15 protein-coding genes and 1 tRNA gene are annotated in these 19,195 nt (G+C 30.1%); 15 read left to right on the top strand and 1 reads right to left on the bottom strand.

Annotated features, from left to right (window positions below):
- The first annotated feature begins 16 nt into the window (after positions 1 to 16).
- The 15 genes from QM495_RS09750 (at position 17) to QM495_RS09680 (ending at position 17,559) form a co-directional block, all read left to right on the top strand.
- Positions 17 to 89, top strand: a tRNA-Trp gene (locus tag QM495_RS09750).
- A gap of 79 nt (positions 90 to 168) precedes the next feature.
- Positions 169 to 357, top strand: coding sequence for a preprotein translocase subunit SecE (gene secE, locus QM495_RS09745; RefSeq protein WP_408671917.1), 189 nt, complete (start codon positions 169 to 171; stop codon positions 355 to 357).
- Positions 358 to 376: 19 nt separating this feature from the next.
- Positions 377 to 928, top strand: coding sequence for a transcription termination/antitermination protein NusG (nusG, locus tag QM495_RS09740; RefSeq protein WP_408671916.1), 552 nt, complete (start codon positions 377 to 379; stop codon positions 926 to 928).
- 71 nt (positions 929 to 999) lie between these two features.
- The gene (rplK, locus tag QM495_RS09735; RefSeq protein WP_408671915.1) at positions 1,000 to 1,443 is read left to right on the top strand and encodes a 50S ribosomal protein L11; all 444 of its coding nucleotides are present in this window, start codon (positions 1,000 to 1,002) and stop codon (positions 1,441 to 1,443) included.
- A 14-nt stretch (positions 1,444 to 1,457) separates the two neighbouring features.
- Entirely contained in the window at positions 1,458 to 2,147 is a 690-nt protein-coding gene (gene rplA, locus QM495_RS09730) for a 50S ribosomal protein L1 (RefSeq protein ID WP_408671914.1), read from the top strand.
- A 22-nt stretch (positions 2,148 to 2,169) separates the two neighbouring features.
- Entirely contained in the window at positions 2,170 to 2,685 is a 516-nt protein-coding gene (rplJ, locus tag QM495_RS09725) for a 50S ribosomal protein L10 (RefSeq protein ID WP_408671913.1), read from the top strand.
- A 45-nt stretch (positions 2,686 to 2,730) separates the two neighbouring features.
- Positions 2,731 to 3,105 (top strand): 50S ribosomal protein L7/L12, encoded by a 375-nt coding sequence (rplL, locus tag QM495_RS09720; protein WP_408671912.1) that lies wholly within the window; start codon positions 2,731 to 2,733, stop codon positions 3,103 to 3,105.
- A gap of 120 nt (positions 3,106 to 3,225) precedes the next feature.
- Positions 3,226 to 7,041 (top strand): DNA-directed RNA polymerase subunit beta, encoded by a 3,816-nt coding sequence (gene rpoB, locus QM495_RS09715; RefSeq protein WP_408671911.1) that lies wholly within the window; start codon positions 3,226 to 3,228, stop codon positions 7,039 to 7,041.
- Positions 7,042 to 7,129: 88 nt separating this feature from the next.
- Positions 7,130 to 11,404: a DNA-directed RNA polymerase subunit beta' gene (gene rpoC / locus QM495_RS09710; RefSeq protein WP_408671910.1), complete on the top strand. Its 4,275-nt coding sequence runs from the start codon at positions 7,130 to 7,132 to the stop codon at positions 11,402 to 11,404.
- A 2-nt stretch (positions 11,405 to 11,406) separates the two neighbouring features.
- On the top strand, positions 11,407 to 11,721 hold the full coding sequence (locus QM495_RS09705) for a DUF3467 domain-containing protein (protein ID WP_408671909.1): 315 nt from the start codon (positions 11,407 to 11,409) through the stop codon (positions 11,719 to 11,721).
- 102 nt (positions 11,722 to 11,823) lie between these two features.
- Positions 11,824 to 13,629, top strand: coding sequence for a TonB-dependent receptor (locus tag QM495_RS09700; RefSeq protein WP_408671908.1), 1,806 nt, complete (start codon positions 11,824 to 11,826; stop codon positions 13,627 to 13,629).
- A gap of 44 nt (positions 13,630 to 13,673) precedes the next feature.
- Positions 13,674 to 13,994 carry an Mpo1-like protein gene (locus tag QM495_RS09695; protein WP_408671907.1) on the top strand — a complete coding sequence of 107 codons (321 nt, stop codon included), beginning with the start codon at positions 13,674 to 13,676 and terminating at the stop codon, positions 13,992 to 13,994.
- A 65-nt stretch (positions 13,995 to 14,059) separates the two neighbouring features.
- Positions 14,060 to 14,650, top strand: coding sequence for a peroxiredoxin-like family protein (locus tag QM495_RS09690; protein ID WP_408671906.1), 591 nt, complete (start codon positions 14,060 to 14,062; stop codon positions 14,648 to 14,650).
- A 507-nt stretch (positions 14,651 to 15,157) separates the two neighbouring features.
- On the top strand, positions 15,158 to 16,531 hold the full coding sequence (locus QM495_RS09685) for a TlpA family protein disulfide reductase (RefSeq protein WP_408671905.1): 1,374 nt from the start codon (positions 15,158 to 15,160) through the stop codon (positions 16,529 to 16,531).
- A 17-nt stretch (positions 16,532 to 16,548) separates the two neighbouring features.
- Positions 16,549 to 17,559 carry a TlpA family protein disulfide reductase gene (locus QM495_RS09680; RefSeq protein ID WP_408671904.1) on the top strand — a complete coding sequence of 337 codons (1,011 nt, stop codon included), beginning with the start codon at positions 16,549 to 16,551 and terminating at the stop codon, positions 17,557 to 17,559.
- A 62-nt stretch (positions 17,560 to 17,621) separates the two neighbouring features.
- Here QM495_RS09680 and QM495_RS09675 read toward each other — a convergent pair whose 3' ends face one another.
- Positions 17,622 to 19,169, bottom strand: a complete 1,548-nt coding sequence (locus QM495_RS09675; protein ID WP_408671903.1) for an NAD(P)H-hydrate dehydratase — start codon at positions 19,167 to 19,169, stop codon at positions 17,622 to 17,624.
- Positions 19,170 to 19,195 lie beyond the last annotated feature (26 nt).

Raw genomic sequence — 19,195 nt, 5'->3', positions numbered from 1 at the left:
GGAGCACCTTATATTTACGGGTGTAGCTCAGTTGGTAGAGCACTGGTCTCCAAAACCAGGTGTCGGGAGTTCGAGTCTCTCCACCCGTGCAAATAAATAGCGTGGTACGAGAAATTTATCCTGAGCGAAGTTGAAGGAAGTTTCTCCACCCGTGCAAAATTTTTAAAAATGAATTTAGTTAATTATATAAAAGACTCGTTTGAGGAGTTACGTAACAAAGTTTCTTGGATTTCTTGGGAAGAAGCCCAAAAATCTACAGTAGTTGTTGCTGTGTTTACAATATTATTTGCATTAGCAGTATTTCTTGTAGATAAATTTTACCAAGCAGGTTTAGATGAATATTTTAAATTATTTTAATTAATTACTAAAATTTATTATGACTGATTCTGTTAAAAAATGGTACGTAATTAGAGCTATTGGAGGGCAAGAGAATAAGGTAAAAACCTATATTGAGAATGAGATTGCTCGTTTAGGCATGACTGATTATGTTGATAGTGTATTAGTACCTACAGAAAAAGTAATTCAAATACGTAATGGAAAGAAAATACATAAAGAACGTGTTTATTTCCCAGGTTACATTATGATTGAAGCTAATTTAAGCGGTGAATTACCTCACGTAATTAAGTCAATAACTGGTGTAATAGGATTTTTAGGGGAAGTTAAAGGTGGAGAACCTGTTCCTATGAGAAAAGCTGAAATAAACCGTATGTTAGGTAAGGTTGATGAATTATCTATTCAAAACGATAATGTTGCAATACCATATGTAGTTGGAGAAACGGTAAAAGTAATTGATGGACCATTTAATGGTTTTGATGGTACTATAGAAAAAATAAATGAAGAAAAGCGTAAGCTTGAAGTAATGGTAAAGATTTTTGGAAGAAAAACACCATTAGAATTAAGCTATATGCAAGTAGATAAAATTTCATAATTGTTACAGTAATTTGTGAGATTATATATTCGCTTCCAATGTATATGTAATTTCTAATTTAAGATTTAAAAATGGCAAAAGAAGTAAGTAAGGTAGTAAAATTACAAGTTCGTGGAGGTGCTGCAAATCCATCACCACCAGTTGGACCTGCTTTAGGTGCTGCCGGAGTTAATATTATGGAGTTCTGTAAGCAGTTTAATGCTAGAACTCAAGACAAACAAGGGAAAGTTTTACCTGTGGCTATTACAGTTTATAAGGATAAATCATTTGAGTTTGTTGTTAAAACTCCACCAGCAGCTGTTCAAATATTAGAAGCAGCAAAAGTAAAGAAAGGTTCACCAGAACCTAATCGTCAGAAAGTAGCTACAGTTACTTGGGATCAATTGAAAGTAATTGCTGAAGATAAAATGGTAGATTTAAATGCATTTACTATTGAATCAGCTATGTTAATGATGGCAGGTACAGCTCGTTCAATGGGTATTAAAGTAAGTGGAAAAGCTCCAATTAAACAATAAAACAGTTATTAAAAATGGCAAAATTAACTAAAAAGCAAAAAGAAGCTTACGGTAAGGTTGATAAATCGCAATCTTATTCATTAAAAGATGCTTCTGCTTTAGTAAAAGAAATTACTTCTGTAAATTTTGATGCATCTATTGATTTAGCTGTTAGATTGGGAGTAGATCCTCGTAAAGCAAATCAAATGGTTAGAGGGGTAGTAACATTACCTCATGGTACCGGAAAAGATGTTAAAGTATTAGCATTAGTAACTCCAGATAAAGAAGCAGAAGCAAAAGAAGCTGGTGCTGATTATGTTGGATTAGATGAATACCTTCAGAAAATAAAAGGAGGATGGACAGATGTTGACGTAATAATTACCATGCCTAGCGTTATGGGAAAATTAGGTCCTTTAGGTCGTATTTTAGGACCAAGAGGTTTAATGCCTAACCCAAAAACAGGTACAGTAACTATGGATGTTGCAAAAGCAGTAAAAGAAGTAAAAGCTGGTAAAATTGACTTTAAAGTTGAAAAATCAGGTATTGTACACGCTGCTATTGCTAAAGCATCATTTGACGCTGATAAAATTGCTGAAAATGCAGATGAATTATTACAAACTATATTAAAGTTGAAACCTACGGCATCAAAAGGAACGTATATTAAAAGTATTTACTTATCTAGTACTATGAGTCCTGGAATAAATGTAGATATTAAATCAGTTTAATTAAAGTTAAAACTTAGTAATTATGACGAGAGAAGAAAAATCACAAGTAATAGAAGCTTTAACAACACAGTTAACTGATGGTAATATTATCTATTTAGCAGATATATCAGGATTAAATGCTTTAGATACATCTAATTTACGTAGAGCTTGTTTTAAAGCAAATGTAAAACTAGCTGTTGTTAAAAATACATTGCTTGAAAAAGCAATGGAAAAATCTGATAAAGACTTTGGAGAATTATCTGGAACATTAAAAGGAAATACCTCATTAATGTTTTCAGAAGTTGGAAATGCTCCAGCAAAAGTAATTAAAGAATTTCGTAAAAAATCTGATAAGCCTGTATTAAAAGGAGCTTATGTTGAACAAGCAATTTATGTTGGTGATGACCAATTAGATGCTTTAGTTAACATTAAATCTAAAGAAGAACTTATTGGAGATATTATTACATTATTACAATCACCAGCTAAAAATGTTATTTCAGCATTACAATCTGGAGGTAATAAATTATCAGGAATTCTGAAAACTTTATCAGAAAAATAAATAAGTGCACTAATAAACTAAATAATAAAATTTAAACAAAGAGAAATGGCAGATTTAAAAGATTTCGCAGAACAACTTGTTAACTTAACTGTAAAAGAAGTAAATGAGTTAGCTGATATTTTAAAAGACGAATACGGTATTGAACCAGCTGCAGCAGCAGTTGCTGTAGCAGGACCAGCAGCAGGTGGAGACGCAGAAGCTGCAGAACAAACTGAATTTGATGTAATTTTAAAAGCAGCAGGTCAATCTAAATTAGCAGTAGTTAAATTAGTTAAAGAATTAACTGGTTTAGGATTAAAAGAAGCTAAAGGTATTGTAGATAGCGCACCAGCGCCAATTAAAGAAGGTGTCTCTAAAGATGAAGCTGAAGGATTAAAAGCATCATTAGAAGAAGCAGGAGCAGAGGTTGAGCTTAAATAAGCTTTCAACAGCTAAAACAATTTAAGGTTTAGGTCTTGGGTATATCCTTAGACCTAAACCATTTTGCGTATATATTCGTTCTTATATTTTAATAGTTTTTTTAACCTAAAGTTTTGTCCATTGGCCACTAAACAATTCACCGAAAGAATAAACTTTGCATCAGCAAAATTGGTAATGGAATATCCAGATTTTCTAGATATTCAAGTAAAATCATTTCAAGATTTTTTTCAATTAAAAACCAAAGCTGACGAACGAAGTACCGAAGGATTATATAAAACCTTCCTTGATAACTTCCCAATTACAGATACTCGTAACAATTTTGTGTTAGAGTTTATCGACTACTTTGTAGATCCTCCTAGATATTCAATTCAAGAATGCATAGAAAGAGGTTTAACTTATTGCGTGCCATTAAAAGCACGTTTAAAATTATACTGTACAGATCCTGAACACGAAGATTTTGAAACAATAGTTCAAGATGTTTATCTTGGTACAATTCCTTATATGACTCATAGTGGTACTTTTTGTATCAATGGAGCAGAAAGAGTTGTAGTTTCTCAATTACACCGTTCACCAGGAGTATTTTTTGGACAGTCATTTCATGCAAACGGAACTAAATTATATTCAGCCAGAGTAATTCCTTTTAAAGGATCTTGGATAGAGTTTGCAACAGACATCAATCAAGTAATGTATGCTTATATTGATAGAAAGAAAAAATTACCTGTAACTACGCTATTTAGAGCTATTGGTTACGAAAGGGATAAAGATATTCTTGAAATTTTTGATCTTGCAGAAGAAGTTAAAGTTTCAAAAAGTGGTCTTAAAAAAGTTTTAGGCAGAAAATTAGCAGCTCGTGTTTTAAAAACATGGTTTGAAGATTTTGTAGATGAAGATACTGGAGAAGTAGTTTCTATTGAAAGAAACGAAATTGTATTAGATAGAGATACAATTTTAGAAAAAGACCAAATTGAAGAAATTATTGAGTCTGGTTCTAAAACTATTTTGCTTCATAAAGAGAATAATGAGATGGCAGATTATGCAATTATTCATAATACGCTTCAAAAAGATCCAACAAATTCTGAAAAAGAAGCTGTTGAACATATTTATAGACAATTACGTAATGCTGAACCGCCAGATTTTGAAACTGCAAAAGGTATTATTGATAAATTATTCTTTTCGGAACAACGTTACAATTTAGGTGAAGTTGGTCGTTACAGAATGAATAAAAAATTAGGATTAAATGAAGATATCGACCAAAAAGTTCTAACTAAATTAGATATAATTACTATTATTAAGAACTTAATTAAGTTGGTTAATTCAAAAGCTGAAGTTGATGATATTGACCACTTATCTAATCGTCGTGTTCGTACAGTTGGTGAACAATTAGCTAGCCAATTTGGAGTTGGTTTATCTCGTATGGCTCGTACCATTCGTGAGCGTATGAATGTGCGTGATAACGAGGTGTTTACGCCAATTGACTTGATTAATGCAAAAACATTATCATCAGTTATTAACTCATTCTTCGGAACAAATCAATTATCTCAGTTTATGGATCAAACAAATCCATTAGCAGAGATTACACATAAAAGAAGATTATCGGCATTAGGACCTGGAGGTTTATCTAGAGAAAGAGCTGGTTTTGAGGTACGTGATGTGCATTACACACATTATGGTCGTTTATGTCCAATAGAAACACCAGAGGGACCAAATATTGGATTAATTTCATCATTAGCAGTTTTTGCGAAAGTAAATAACTTAGGGTTTATTGAAACTCCTTATAGAGAAGTTATTGATGGGAAAGTAAATACTATAGATGAACCTAGATACTTAAGTGCTGAAGAAGAAGAAGGAATGAAATTTGCACAATCAAATCTCCCTTTAGATGAAACAGGTAAATTTGTTGCAGACAAAGTAATTGTTCGTGAAGAAGCCGATTATCCAGTAGTAGAACCTGTAAAGGTTAACTTTATGGACGTTGCTCCTAATCAAATTGCATCAATTTCTGCATCGTTAATTCCATTCTTGGAGCATGATGATGCCAACCGTGCATTGATGGGGTCAAACATGATGCGTCAAGCGGTTCCTTTAATGAAACCAGAGTCTCCAATTGTTGGAACTGGTTTAGAAAGAAGAGTTGCAAAAGATTCTCGAATTTTGATGAATGCTGAAGGCGCTGGTGTTATTGAATATGTTGATGCAAATACAATTACAATAAAATACGATAGAACTGACGAAGATAGAATGGTAAGTTTTGATGGAGACAGCAAAACATATAACTTAATTAAGTTTAGAAAAACCAATCAAGGAACTTCAATTAACTTAAAACCAATTGTTCAAAAGGGTGATAGAGTGGAAGAAGGTCAGGTTCTTTGTGAAGGTTATGCAACACAAAAAGGTGAATTAGCATTAGGTAGAAATATGAAAGTAGCCTTTATGCCTTGGAAAGGGTATAACTTTGAGGATGCAATTGTAATTTCAGAAAAAGTTGTGAAAGAAGACATTTTTACATCTATTCATATTGATGAATATTCAATGGATGTTAGAGATACTAAATTAGGTGCAGAAGAACTAACAAATGATATTCCAAATGTTTCTGAAGAAGCTACTAAGGATTTAGACGAAAACGGAATGATTCGTATTGGTGCTGATGTAAAACCTGGTGATATTTTAATTGGTAAAATTACACCTAAAGGAGAATCAGATCCAACACCTGAAGAAAAATTACTAAGAGCTATTTTTGGTGATAAAGCTGGTGATGTAAAAGATGCTTCTTTAAAAGCTTCACCATCATTATATGGGGTAGTTATTGATAAAAAATTATTTGAACGTGCAGTAAAAGATAAATCTAAAAGAGCACAAGATAAAATAAGTATTGCTAATTTAGAGAGTAAATACACTGCTAAATTCGAAGATTTACGTTCAGTATTAACAGATAAATTATTTACACTTATAAGTGGTAAAACTTCACAAGGAGTATTAAATGATTTGGGTGAAGAAATACTTCAAAAAGGTAAAAAATTCACATTAAAAATGTTAAATTCTGTACCAGATTTTGCTTATTTAACTAAAGGCACTTGGACAACAGATAAACACATTAATAAGCTAGTTGTTGAATTAATTCACAACTATAAAATTAAAGTGAATGATTTACAAGGAGGTTTACGTCGTGAGAAATTTACAGTTTCAGTTGGAGATGAATTACCAGCAGGAATTTTAAAATTAGCAAAAGTTTATATTGCTAAAAAGCGTAAATTAAAAGTTGGGGATAAAATGGCAGGACGTCACGGTAACAAAGGTATTGTTGCTCGTATAGTTCGTCAAGAAGATATGCCTTTCTTAGAAGATGGAACTCCTGTTGATATTGTATTAAATCCACTAGGTGTGCCATCACGTATGAATATTGGTCAAATTTATGAAACAGTTCTTGGATGGGCTGGGCAAAAATTAGACACTAAATATGCTACACCAATTTTTGATGGTGCTTCTATTGAAGAAATCACTAAATTAACAGAAGAAGCAGGTGTACCTCAATATGGTCATACTTACTTATATGATGGTGGAACAGGTCAACGTTTTGATCAAAAAGCAACTGTTGGAGTTATTTATATGATTAAATTAGGTCATATGATTGATGACAAAATGCACGCTCGTTCAATTGGGCCATATTCGTTAATTACGCAACAACCATTGGGAGGTAAAGCTCAAATGGGAGGACAACGTTTAGGAGAAATGGAAGTTTGGGCATTAGAAGCTTATGGTGCTTCTGCTACTTTGAGAGAAATGTTAACAGTAAAATCTGATGATGTTCTTGGAAGAGCTAAAACATATGAAGCGATTGTAAAAGGAGATCCAATGCCAGAGCCTGGATTGCCTGAATCATTTAATGTGTTAATGCATGAACTTAAAGGTCTTGGACTAGACGTTAGATTAGAGGAATAATAACTAAATGAGGTAGTTAGGTGTGTAAAAACACCTAAGTACTTTATATATTTTTACATTTTTAAAATTCGAATCCATCATTATTATTATGGCAAGAAAAAACGATAAATACACTGTAAAAAAATTTAATAAAATTTCAATTGGGTTAGCATCTCCTGAATCAATTCTTGAGAAATCTAGAGGCGAAGTTTTAAAACCTGAGACCATCAATTACCGTACACATAAGCCAGAAAGAGATGGGTTATTTTGTGAACGAATTTTTGGACCAATTAAAGATTATGAATGTGCTTGTGGAAAATACAAAAGAATTCGCTATAAAGGAATTGTTTGTGACCGTTGTGGTGTTGAAGTAACTGAGAAAAAAGTTAGAAGAGATAGAGTAGGTCACATTAACTTAGTTGTACCTGTAGCACATATTTGGTACTTTAAATCATTACCTAACAAAATGGGATACCTTTTAGGGTTACCATCTAAAAAGTTAGATATGATTATTTACTATGAACGTTATGTAGTAATTCAACCAGCAGGAGCTAAAAATGCTGAAGGAGAACCATTACAAAAAATGGATTTCTTAACAGAAGAAGAATATTTAGATATTCTTGAAGGTTTCCCTATTGAAAATCAATATTTAGATGATAATGACCCAGATAAGTTTATAGCTAAAATGGGTGCAGCTTGTTTAATAGATTTATTCAATAGAATTGATTTAGACGAATTATCATATGAATTACGTCATAAAGCGAATACGGAAACTTCAAAACAACGTAAAACTGAAGCATTAAAAAGATTAAATGTAGTTGAAGCTTTTAGAGATGCTAATAAAAATAGAGAGAACCGTCCTGAATGGATGATTATGAAAGTAATTCCGGTAACACCACCAGAATTACGTCCATTAGTTCCTTTAGATGGAGGTAGATTTGCAACTTCAGATTTAAATGATTTATATCGCAGAGTTATTATACGAAATAATCGTTTAAAAAGATTAGTTGAAATCAAGGCTCCAGAGGTTATTTTACGTAACGAAAAACGTATGTTACAAGAATCTGTAGATTCATTATTTGATAACACACGTAAATCTTCCGCAGTAAAAACAGAATCTAACCGTCCGTTAAAATCATTATCAGATTCATTAAAAGGGAAGCAAGGGCGTTTTCGTCAAAACCTTTTAGGAAAACGTGTTGATTATTCTGCTCGTTCAGTTATTGTGGTTGGACCAGAATTAAAATTACACGAATGTGGTATTCCTAAAGGAATGGCTGCTGAATTATACAAACCTTTTGTAATTAGAAAATTAATTGAAAGAGGAATTGTAAAAACTGTTAAATCAGCAAAAAAAATAATAGATAAAAAAGAACCAGTTGTTTGGGATATTTTAGAAAATGTGTTAAAAGGACATCCTGTTCTTTTAAACCGTGCTCCTACGTTACACCGTTTAGGAATACAAGCATTTCAACCTAAATTAATTGAAGGAAAAGCATTACAATTGCACCCATTAGCTTGTACGGCGTTTAATGCCGATTTTGATGGTGACCAGATGGCGGTACACTTGCCATTAGGACCAGAAGCTATTTTGGAAGCACAATTATTAATGTTAGGATCACATAATATTTTAAACCCTGCCAATGGAGCTCCAATTACAGTTCCTTCTCAGGATATGGTTTTAGGATTATATTATATGACCAAAGAAAAATTATCTACACCTAAAGTAAAAGTAAAAGGGGAAGGTCTAACTTTTTATTCTCCACAAGAGGTTACTATAGCTTTAAATGAAAAAGCAGTTGAATTAAATGCAAAAATTAAAGTTAGAACTAAAGATATCAACGAGAACGGAGAAATAATTACAAAAATTATTGATACCACAGTTGGTAGAGTTCTTTTTAATGAAGTTGTTCCTATTCAAGCTGGTTATATTAATGAAGTGCTAACGAAGAAGACTTTAAGAGATATTATTGGGCGTGTGTTAGAAGTAACAGATGTTCCTACTACTGGGAAATTCTTGGACGATATGAAAGCGATGGGATATATGTTTGCATTCCGAGGTGGATTATCATTTAGTTTAGGAGATATTATTATACCTCCAGAAAAAGCTGAAATGATTGCAGTTGCCAATGCACAGGTTGAAAATATTATGGCGAACTATAATATGGGAATGTTAACTAATAAAGAACGTTACAATCAGGTAATTGATATTTGGGGTTCTACGAATAATAGATTAACAGAACTTTCAATGAAGCGCTTACGTGAAGATCAACAAGGGTTTAACTCAGTATTCATGATGTTAGATTCTGGAGCTCGTGGATCTAAAGAACAAATTAGACAGTTGACAGGAATGCGTGGATTGATGGCAAAACCTAAAAAATCAACATCAAGTGGAGGAGAAATTATTGAAAATCCAATTTTATCTAACTTTAAAGAAGGGTTATCAATTTTAGAATATTTCATTTCTACACACGGTGCTCGTAAAGGTTTAGCAGATACCGCTTTAAAAACTGCCGATGCAGGTTATTTAACACGTCGATTAGTTGATGTTTCTCAGGATGTAATTATCAATGAAGTAGATTGTGGAACGCTTAGAGGATTAGCTGTTGAGCCACTTAAAAAGAATGATGAAATTGTTGAATCTTTAAGTGAAAGAATAGAAGGTCGTGTTTCTTTACATGATGTGGTAGATCCTATCACGGATGAAATATTTGTGAAAGCAGGTGAAGAGATTTTAAAAGCTACTGCTATTAAAATTGAAAATTCATCAATTACAAGTGTTGAAGTTCGTTCAGCATTAACATGTGAAGCGAAAAAAGGTATATGTGCTAAATGTTATGGACATAGCCTATCAACCAAAAAAATGGTTCAATATGGTGAAGCAGTCGGTGTTGTTGCTGCACAATCAATTGGTGAGCCAGGTACTCAGTTAACTTTACGTACATTCCACGTTGGTGGTGTTGCTGGAAATATTTCTGAAGATAATAAATTGATTACTAAATTTGCTGGTAAAGCAGTTATTGAGGATTTAAGAACAGTAAAAGGAGTTGATAGCGATGGGAAAGAAATAAATATTGTTATTTCAAGAACTTCTGAAATTAAAATTTTAGACGATAAAACAGGTTTAACACTAAGTACAAATAATATACCTTACGGTTCAACTATTTTTGTTAAAAATGGTAAAAAACTTAAGAAAGATGATATTGTATGTAAATGGGATCCATTTAATGGTGTAATAGTTTCAGAATTTGGAGGAACAATTAAATTTGAAAATATTGAAGTTGGTGTAAACTATCTTGTTGAAATAGATGAACAAACTGGTTTCCAAGAAAAAGTTATTATTGAATCTAAAAACAAAAAAACAATTCCTACGCTATTAGTGATGGATGATAATGATAATGTTATTAGATCTTATAACTTACCAGTGGGAGCACATTTAATTGTTGAAGATGGAGAAGGTATTGCTTCAGGAAAAGTAATTGTCAAAATCCCTCGTAAATCAGGTAGATCTGGGGATATTACAGGAGGTTTACCACGTGTAACAGAATTGTTTGAAGCACGTAATCCTTCTAACCCTGCTGTTGTTTCTCAAATTGATGGAGTTGTTTCTTTTGGAAAAATTAAAAGAGGTAACCGTGAAATTATAGTTGAATCTAAATTAGGTGATATTAAAAAGTATTTAATTAAACTTTCTAATCAAATTTTAGTTCAAGAAAATGATTTTATTAAAGCTGGTATGCCACTTTCTGAAGGAGCAGTGACACCTAATGATATTTTAAATATTGAAGGACCAGGAAAAGTTCAAGAATATTTAGTAAATGAAATTCAAGAGGTTTACCGTTTACAAGGTGTGAAAATTAACGATAAACACTTTGAGGTTGTTGTACGTCAAATGATGCGTAAAGTGAAAATTATAGATTCTGGAGATACTTTATTCCTCGAAAATCAGCTGATTCATAAAAATGATTTTATTGAAGAAAATGATAAGGTTTATGGAATGAAAGTTATAGAAAATGCTGGAGATTCAGAAAGTTTAAAAGAAGGGCAAATTGTATCTGCTCGTCAATTAAGAGATGAAAATTCTGTTTTACGTAGAGAAGATAAAAATTTAGCTGAAGCTAGAGATGCAAAACCAGCAACTGCTGAACAAATTTTACAAGGTATTACAAGAGCTTCATTACAAACTAAATCGTTTATTTCTGCGGCATCATTCCAGGAAACAACCAAAGTATTGAACGAAGCTGCTGTTAATGGTAAAGTTGATTTCTTAGAAGGACTGAAAGAAAATGTAATTGTTGGTAAACGTATACCAGCAGGTACAGGTATGAGAGATTACGATAATATTATTGTAGGTTCTAAAGAAGAAATGGAATCAAATTTATAATTATGAGCGATCAAAAATCTAAAAAAGAAGGGCAAATAAATATAGAATTGGATGATAAAATGGCTGAAGGTACGTATGCAAACTTAGCGATTATTAATCACTCAGTTTCAGAATTTATTGTTGATTTTATAAGTGTTATGCCAGGGCAACCAAAGGCAAAAGTAAAATCTAGAATAATTTTAACGCCTCAACATGCAAAGCGCTTAGTGAAAGCCTTAGCCGAAAATGTTAAGAGATTTGAGAAAAGCCATGGTGAAATAAAAGATTATGAACAACCTCCAATTCCAATGAATTTTGGACCAACAGGCGAAGCATAAAGAAAAAAACCGAACATTTTGTTCGGTTTTTTTTTGTTAAAAAATTAGTGGTTTTAATTCTTATTTATAGCTTTGCGGCTTGTTAATAATGATGTTAAATAAATGATAAAAACGGCTAAAATATTTTTACTAATACTATTTTTTACCACTTCAATACACGCACAAAAAGATACTATTAAATTGAAAGAAGTTGCTGTAACTTCAAATAGAATTACATTGCCTTTTTCAAAAAATTCACGTACAATAACGTTAATTTCATCTGATGAAATTCTTTATTCGCCAGCAACTAATGTAGCTGATTTACTTCAAAGCATTGCAGGTATAGATGTTAGGCGTAGAGGAATTGATGGAATGCAATCGGATTTATATATTCGTGGTGGTAATTTTAATCAGACTTTAGTATTGATTGACGGTGTAAAAATGGATGATGTTCAAACGGGGCATCACACTATGAATGCTATTATTTCGTTAGAAAATATAAAAAGAATTGAAATTATAAAAGGTCCAGCAGCACGTATATACGGACAAAATGCTTTCACAGGGGCAATTAATATTGTTACTAAAAATGTGATAGGTAATTCTTTGAACTTAAATTTAAACTATGGTTCATATGAAAATAAAAAAGGAGTCGTTTCTTTTGGTCAAAAATTTAATAAAGGGAATATTTTAGCTTCCTTGAGTTATCAGGAATCAGATGGCTATAGATTTAACACTGATTTTGAGAATATCTCAGCTTTTGTTAAATCAACGTTTACTATTTTTAATTTAACAACTTCTTTTACACAGCGTAAATTTGGAGCTAATGGTTTTTATGCAAGTCCAGATTATGCTAATCAATATGAAGAAACTCAAACAAGTTTAGTTGCTTTATCAACAAAACTTGGTAATGAAACGATAAAAATAAAACCACGATTATATTGGAGGAGAAATGAAGATATGTATTTGTTTTTAAGGAATAATCCTTCTTATTATAGAAATTTGCACATATCAAATAAAATTGGTATCGAAAATAATATTGTTATTAATTCAAGTTTTGGTAACACAGGTATTGGGGTAGATGTTTCAAGAACTTTTTTAATTAGTAATAATTTAGGAAATCATAATAGAACTAATATCACCGGATTTTTAGAGCATAGATTTGAATTGTTAAATGAAAATTTGGACATTACTCCTGGAGTTGCCATAAGTTATTATTCAGACTTCCAAACGAAAGCATTTCCAGGTTTAGATGTAGGCTATAGAATTTCAGATGAGATAAAATTATATGGAAATATGGGTTATACATATCGTGTACCAACTTTTACAGATATGTTTTATATTGGTCCTACAACGATTGGAAACCCTAATTTAGAGCCAGAATCAGCATTGTCTGAAGAGTTTGGTGTAAAGTATTCTACAACTAATTTCACATTAAATATAGCTTTATTTAATAGAGATTCGGATAATTTAATTGATTGGACAAAAGACAATGAAGAAGATAAATGGGAAACAAGAAATTTTAGTGAAGTTAGTACTCAAGGATTTGAAACTGAGATAAATTATAATTTCACTATTGGAAATCAACATCAAAATTTAACGGTGGGTTATAGCTTTATTGAAGATGATATTAAAGATAATAATGTGCAGTATACAAGATATTCTTTAAATAGTATTAAGCATCAACTTACTTCAAGTTTTACTTCAAAATTCACATCAACATTTAGTCACAATATTTCATGTAAATATGTGGAAAGAACTGATGGGGAAAGCTATACGGTTGTAGATACTAAAATTATGGCTAAAATTAATAATAGGGTTGAGCTTTTATTAATTGGAAATAATATTTTTAATGCTGAATATACTGAAACAAATTTAGTGCCAATGCCAAAAGGAAACATCATGTTTGGTTTAAAATATAGAATTTATTAGGTGTAAAATTTAATTTTGTAAATTGTATTTTCTAATTGTTACTTATGGAAAAAAGAATACAATCATTTGAAGAGTTTTACCCATATTATTTAAAAGAGCATAGTAACAAAATATGTAGGTTATTACATGTTATAGGAACAACTTTTGTGTTGGCATTAGTTTTAACTGCAATTATTCATTTAAACCCATATTGGTTGTTATTTACACCTATTACAGGTTATGGATTTGCTTGGGTTGGACATTTCTTTTTTGAGAAAAATAATCCAGCAACATTCAAATATCCATTATGGAGTTTAAAATCTGATTTTAAAATGTATTTTGAAATTCTAAGTGGAAAGATTTCTTTAGATATTTCAAAAGATTAACTTTTTATGTAATTGTATAAAATTATTTTCGACTGTTAGTTAATATCTAAAAGAAATAATTTAAAATGAAAATTACATTATTATCACTACTATTAGTTTTTACAATAAATATTGCAAGTTCTCAAGTAAACAATAAACATTTGAATATTGGAGATATTGCTCCTCAAATAATAGGTGTAGATCAATTTAACACTAAAATAGACTCCGAAATACTCTTAAATAATAAAAAAATAATGCTTGTTTTTTATAGAGGGAATTGGTGTCCTCATTGTAAAAAACACTTAATTAGTTTACAAAAGAATTTAGATAAATTTGTTAAAAAAGGAATTTATGTAATTGTTGTAACACCAGAAAGGGCTGATAAAATAAAAGAAACAATAGAAAAATTTAATTCAACCTTTTCAATTATTCATGATGTAGATAATATAATTATGAATAATTACAAAGTAGCCTTTGATGTTAATAAAAACAATGTGATAAATTATTTTGAATTTACTTTAAAAAAAGTTCGAGAGTATAATGAAACTGAAAATGATGTGCTTCCAGTTCCTGCAACTTATTTAATAGATAAAGATCGTAAAATAAGTTATGTACATTATAATGCAGATTATAGTAAAAGATCTAATTTTAAAGAGATTTTAGCTAATTTAAATTAATTAAAATTTTATATATATATTAATATATAATCATATAATTAAGAATAATACATTTTTAACATACTAAAAAGTTAAAAAAATATTAAAAACGCAATGTAACTTTTGTTCATATATTAAATTTGTTGTATCTTTGCATTAGAAATAGTAACTAAAATATCGTTATGAAAGTAAATAAAAAAGTAAAAAATCAGAACAGCAAAAGAAAGCTTTCTGTGATTGATTTTAGAAGTACAAAAAGTGTAGCTTGGAACAATAAAAGAAGATTTAGTATATAAGAATAGAAGAAAAAACCATTTTAAAATTATTTGAATTAAAAGCGATAGGCAAACCTATCGCTTTTTTATTTTACAATAATTCTAAAATAAATTCATTAAAAAAAACAACAAACAACTTTAAACTTCAATAATACCATTTAAATATGCAAATTATTTGTTAAAGTAATTCTATTTTTAATTTCTTTAATAATTAATTTTATCTTTGATAACTTAAAAATAAATCTTTATTAAAATGAAAAATTTAGGATTTTTTATACTAGCAATACTAGTACTTTCTTGTCAAGAAAAAGTTCCTGTAGATTATACTATAATTTCAGGAAAAATAACTAACAAAGCAGTTGGTAAAGTTAGTATCAATAGTTCAGATAGAACAATTAAAGAAGTCCTAAATATAGCCGAAGATGGTAGTTTTAGTGATACACTAAAAGTTAAAACTGGTACTTATATGTTTTTTGATGGAAAAAATAGAATTTCAGTTTATATTAATGCTGGAGACAACCTAAAAATAAATTATGATGCAACTAATTTTGATACTACATTGGCTATTTCAGGAAAGGGTTCTGAAATTAGTAATTACTTATTAGCATCTAGTAAAAAGGAGAAAGAACTAAGAGGAAAAGGAACAAGTATTTATCTTCTTGAAGAAGATGAGTATAAAGCTACATTAAATTCAATAAAAATAGCTTCAGAAGAATTATTAGCTAATACAATTGGGTTACCTGAAGCATATAAAATAAAAGAACAAAGAAATCTTAATTATGCATATCTAGGTGGGCTTAAAATTTATCAAAGATATCACGAGCATTATGCTAAGAAACCAGACTTTAAAATTTCTGAAGGATTTTTAGCAGAGTTAGAAGGTTTAGATTATTTAAATGAAGAAGATTTTATGTTTTCATCGAGTTACAAAGGAATGGTAACATCGCATTATTTTAATGAAGCTTCAGTAATGGCTGAAAAAGATTCTATTACAGAAGATATTGCTTTTTTAATTACAGTTGGTTCTTTAACAAATGAAACTATTAAAAATAGCTTATTATTTGAAAATGCTAAATATGGTATAACATATACTGATGATGTAGAGAATTTTTACAAGATATTTGTAGAAAATTCAACGAATGAAGAGAATAACAAAAAAATTACAGAAAGTTACAATAAATTAAAAACTGTAGCTAAAGGACAGCCTTCACCAACTTTTGAAAACTATGAAAACTTTGCAGGAGGAACTATTTCTTTAAATGATTTAAAGGGAAAATTTGTGTATGTTGATGTATGGGCAACTTGGTGTGGACCTTGTAAAAGAGAAATTCCATTTCTTCAAAAAGTTGAAAAACAATATCATGGAAAGAATATTGAATTTGTTAGTTTATCTGTAGATAAGTTAGGAGATCACGATAAATGGAAAAAAATGGTTGAAGAACAACAACTAGGAGGAATACAATTATTTGCCGATAATAGTTGGGAATCTGATTTTGTTAAAGACTATTTAATTAAAGGAATTCCACGTTTTATATTAATTGACCCTAAAGGAAATATTGTTAATTCAAATGCACCTAGACCTTCAAACAATAAGTTAATTGATTTATTTAATGAATTAAAAATTTAATAAACTAATATAAAATAATGAGAAAGATAAGCTGGATTTTTGCACTACTATTAATAGTTTCTTGCAAAAAAGAAAAAGTTGATTATGTTACTTTAAAAGGAACTATTAAAACGCCTAATTTAGAAAAAATAACAATCGGAAATAGAACCTATTCTAAAGAAATTATTATTCAAAAAGATGGTACTTTTTCTGATACATTAAAAGTAACAGACGGTATCCATCTGATATCTAATGGGAAAGATAGAACAACTCTTTACTTAAAAAATGGGTATAATTTAAATTTAAAATTTAAAGGAGAAAAGTTTTCAGAAGGTGTTTCTTTTGAAGGAGTTGGTTCAGAAACAAATACCTTTTTAGATAATAAGCGCTCATTTTATTTAAGTGAAATGGGAAATCCAAAAACTTATTTTGAATTAGAAAAAGAAGCTTATGAAGCTAAGGTTATAGAAGCGAAAACTACTTTACAAGATTTAAGAGATAAGGCAATTAATTTAGATTCAGTGATAAGATCTATGGATTCAAGAAATGATAAAAGTTTCTTTAATTATATAGCAGCTAATTATGAAACGAATCATAAGAATTTAGTGCGTTTTGCTAAAGGTAAAAAATCTCCTGTTTTTAAAAATTATGAAAATTTTAAAGGAGGTACAACTTCATTATCAGATTTAAAAGGTAAGTATGTTTATATTGATGTTTGGGCAACTTGGTGCGCACCTTGTAAAGCTGAAATACCATATTTGAAAGATTTAGAAAAGGAATTTCATGGTAAAAACATTGAATTTGTAAGTATTTCAGTTGATAAATCTAATGCCCATGAAAATTGGGAAAAAATGGTGAAAACTAAAAATTTAAAAGGTATTCAGTTATATGCTGATAATAATTTTGATTCAGATTTTATTGTTGAATATGGTATAAACTCTATTCCACGTTTTATTTTAATAGATCCAGAAGGAAATATTATTGACTCTAATGCCGATAGGCCATCAAATCCTAAATTAAAGGAATTATTAATTGAATTAGGTATCTAAAAAAATATAATTAAACAAAAAAAGCGCTAAAATTTTAGCGCTTTTTTTGTTTAATTATAAACTTATTTATCATTGCTTTCTTCTGAAACTTCTTCAGTTTCATTTTCCTGATTAAATAAATCTAGAATAGCTTCAGGTAAGTATTTTAAAATAGAGGAAGCAATAAAAGTTTCATAACCTGTTTGTTGAATAGCGATATCAGCAGTTTTTCCATGCAGATAAACTCCAAATATAGCAGCGTTTTTTGGTTGATAACCTTGAGCAATTAAACCGGTGATTAACCCGGTTAACACATCTCCAGTTCCAGCAGTGGCTAAAGCAGGATTTCCAGTTGAATTAATGTACATGTTTTCTTTATCAATAATTATAGTGTTAAATCCTTTTATAACAAGGATTAGATGATACTTTATTGAAAATTCTGTAGCTTTTTGTAGTTTATCGTAATCATTCTCCCAATTACCAATTAAACGCTCTAATTCTTTAAGGTGTGGTGTAAGAACCGTATTTTTAGGTAAGTAATTTAACAAATCATTGTTTTTTGATAGTAAATTAATTCCATCGGCATCAATAACTAGTGGAAGTTTATTTTCTTTTATAAATTTTTCAAAACCAACGGCTGTTTTTTCGGCTGTTCCCATTCCTGGTCCAATACCAATAACTGTTGCATTGGTTTTTACATTGTAATAGGTTAGCAACGAATCATCATCAACTTCAACCATTGCTTCAGGAATAGCAGTTTGTAATATAGTATAACCGCATTTTGGGAGATATGCAGTAACTAAACCACTGCCAATTTTTAAAGCTGATTTTGTAGCTAATGTAACTGCACCAATTTTTCCAAAACTTCCTCCAATTATTAGAGAATGACCAAAAGTACCTTTGTGTGACCATTTATTTCTTGGTTTGTACATTGGAATAATATCGCTTTTAGTAATGAAATGTTTTTTTGGTTTTAATTCATGTATGAAATTTTCGTCTAACCCAATGTCTAACACTTCCCAAGTATTTAAATATTCTTTATTTTCAGGTAAAAAGAAGGCTAATTTTGGTGTTTGAAAAGTTAAGGTATGTCCAGCTCTTAAAACAGAATTTTTATCAATTACGGTTTTATCACCAAATAAACCAGATGGAAAATCAATAGCAAGTGTAAAAACTTTTGTACTATTAATATATTGTATTAATTTTTTTGTAAATCCTGTTGGTTTTCTGCTCAACCCATTCCCTAAAATTGCATCAATAACAATATCTTCAAAAACTACCTTAGGAAACTCAGCTTCATTAGTTATAACAGTGGGCCATTCACCAATTTCTTTAAGTCTATTATAATTAGTTAAAAATTCATCAGTTCTTTTATCGCTAAAATTGACAATATAACAACTTACGTTATAGCCATGTTCAAATAAATGTCGTGCAATTACTAAACCATCACCACCATTGTTTCCTATTCCACAAAAAACATGTATTTTAATATTTTGACCTTGTAGCCTACTATGAAGCCAGTTAAAACATTGTTTAGCTGCTAGTTCCATTAAATCAATAGAAGTTATTTCATTATTTTTAATGGTAGCTAAATCAGCTTGTGCTATTTGTTTAGGAGAAAGTATATACATAGGAGTAAATTTAATAAAAAACCTCT

It is taken from the genome of Lutibacter sp., assembly GCF_046055765.1.
Lineage (GTDB): Bacteria > Bacteroidota > Bacteroidia > Flavobacteriales > Flavobacteriaceae > Lutibacter.
The sequence above is the reverse complement of the archived record's forward strand: the minus strand, read 5'-3'. Positions and strand labels throughout refer to the sequence as shown.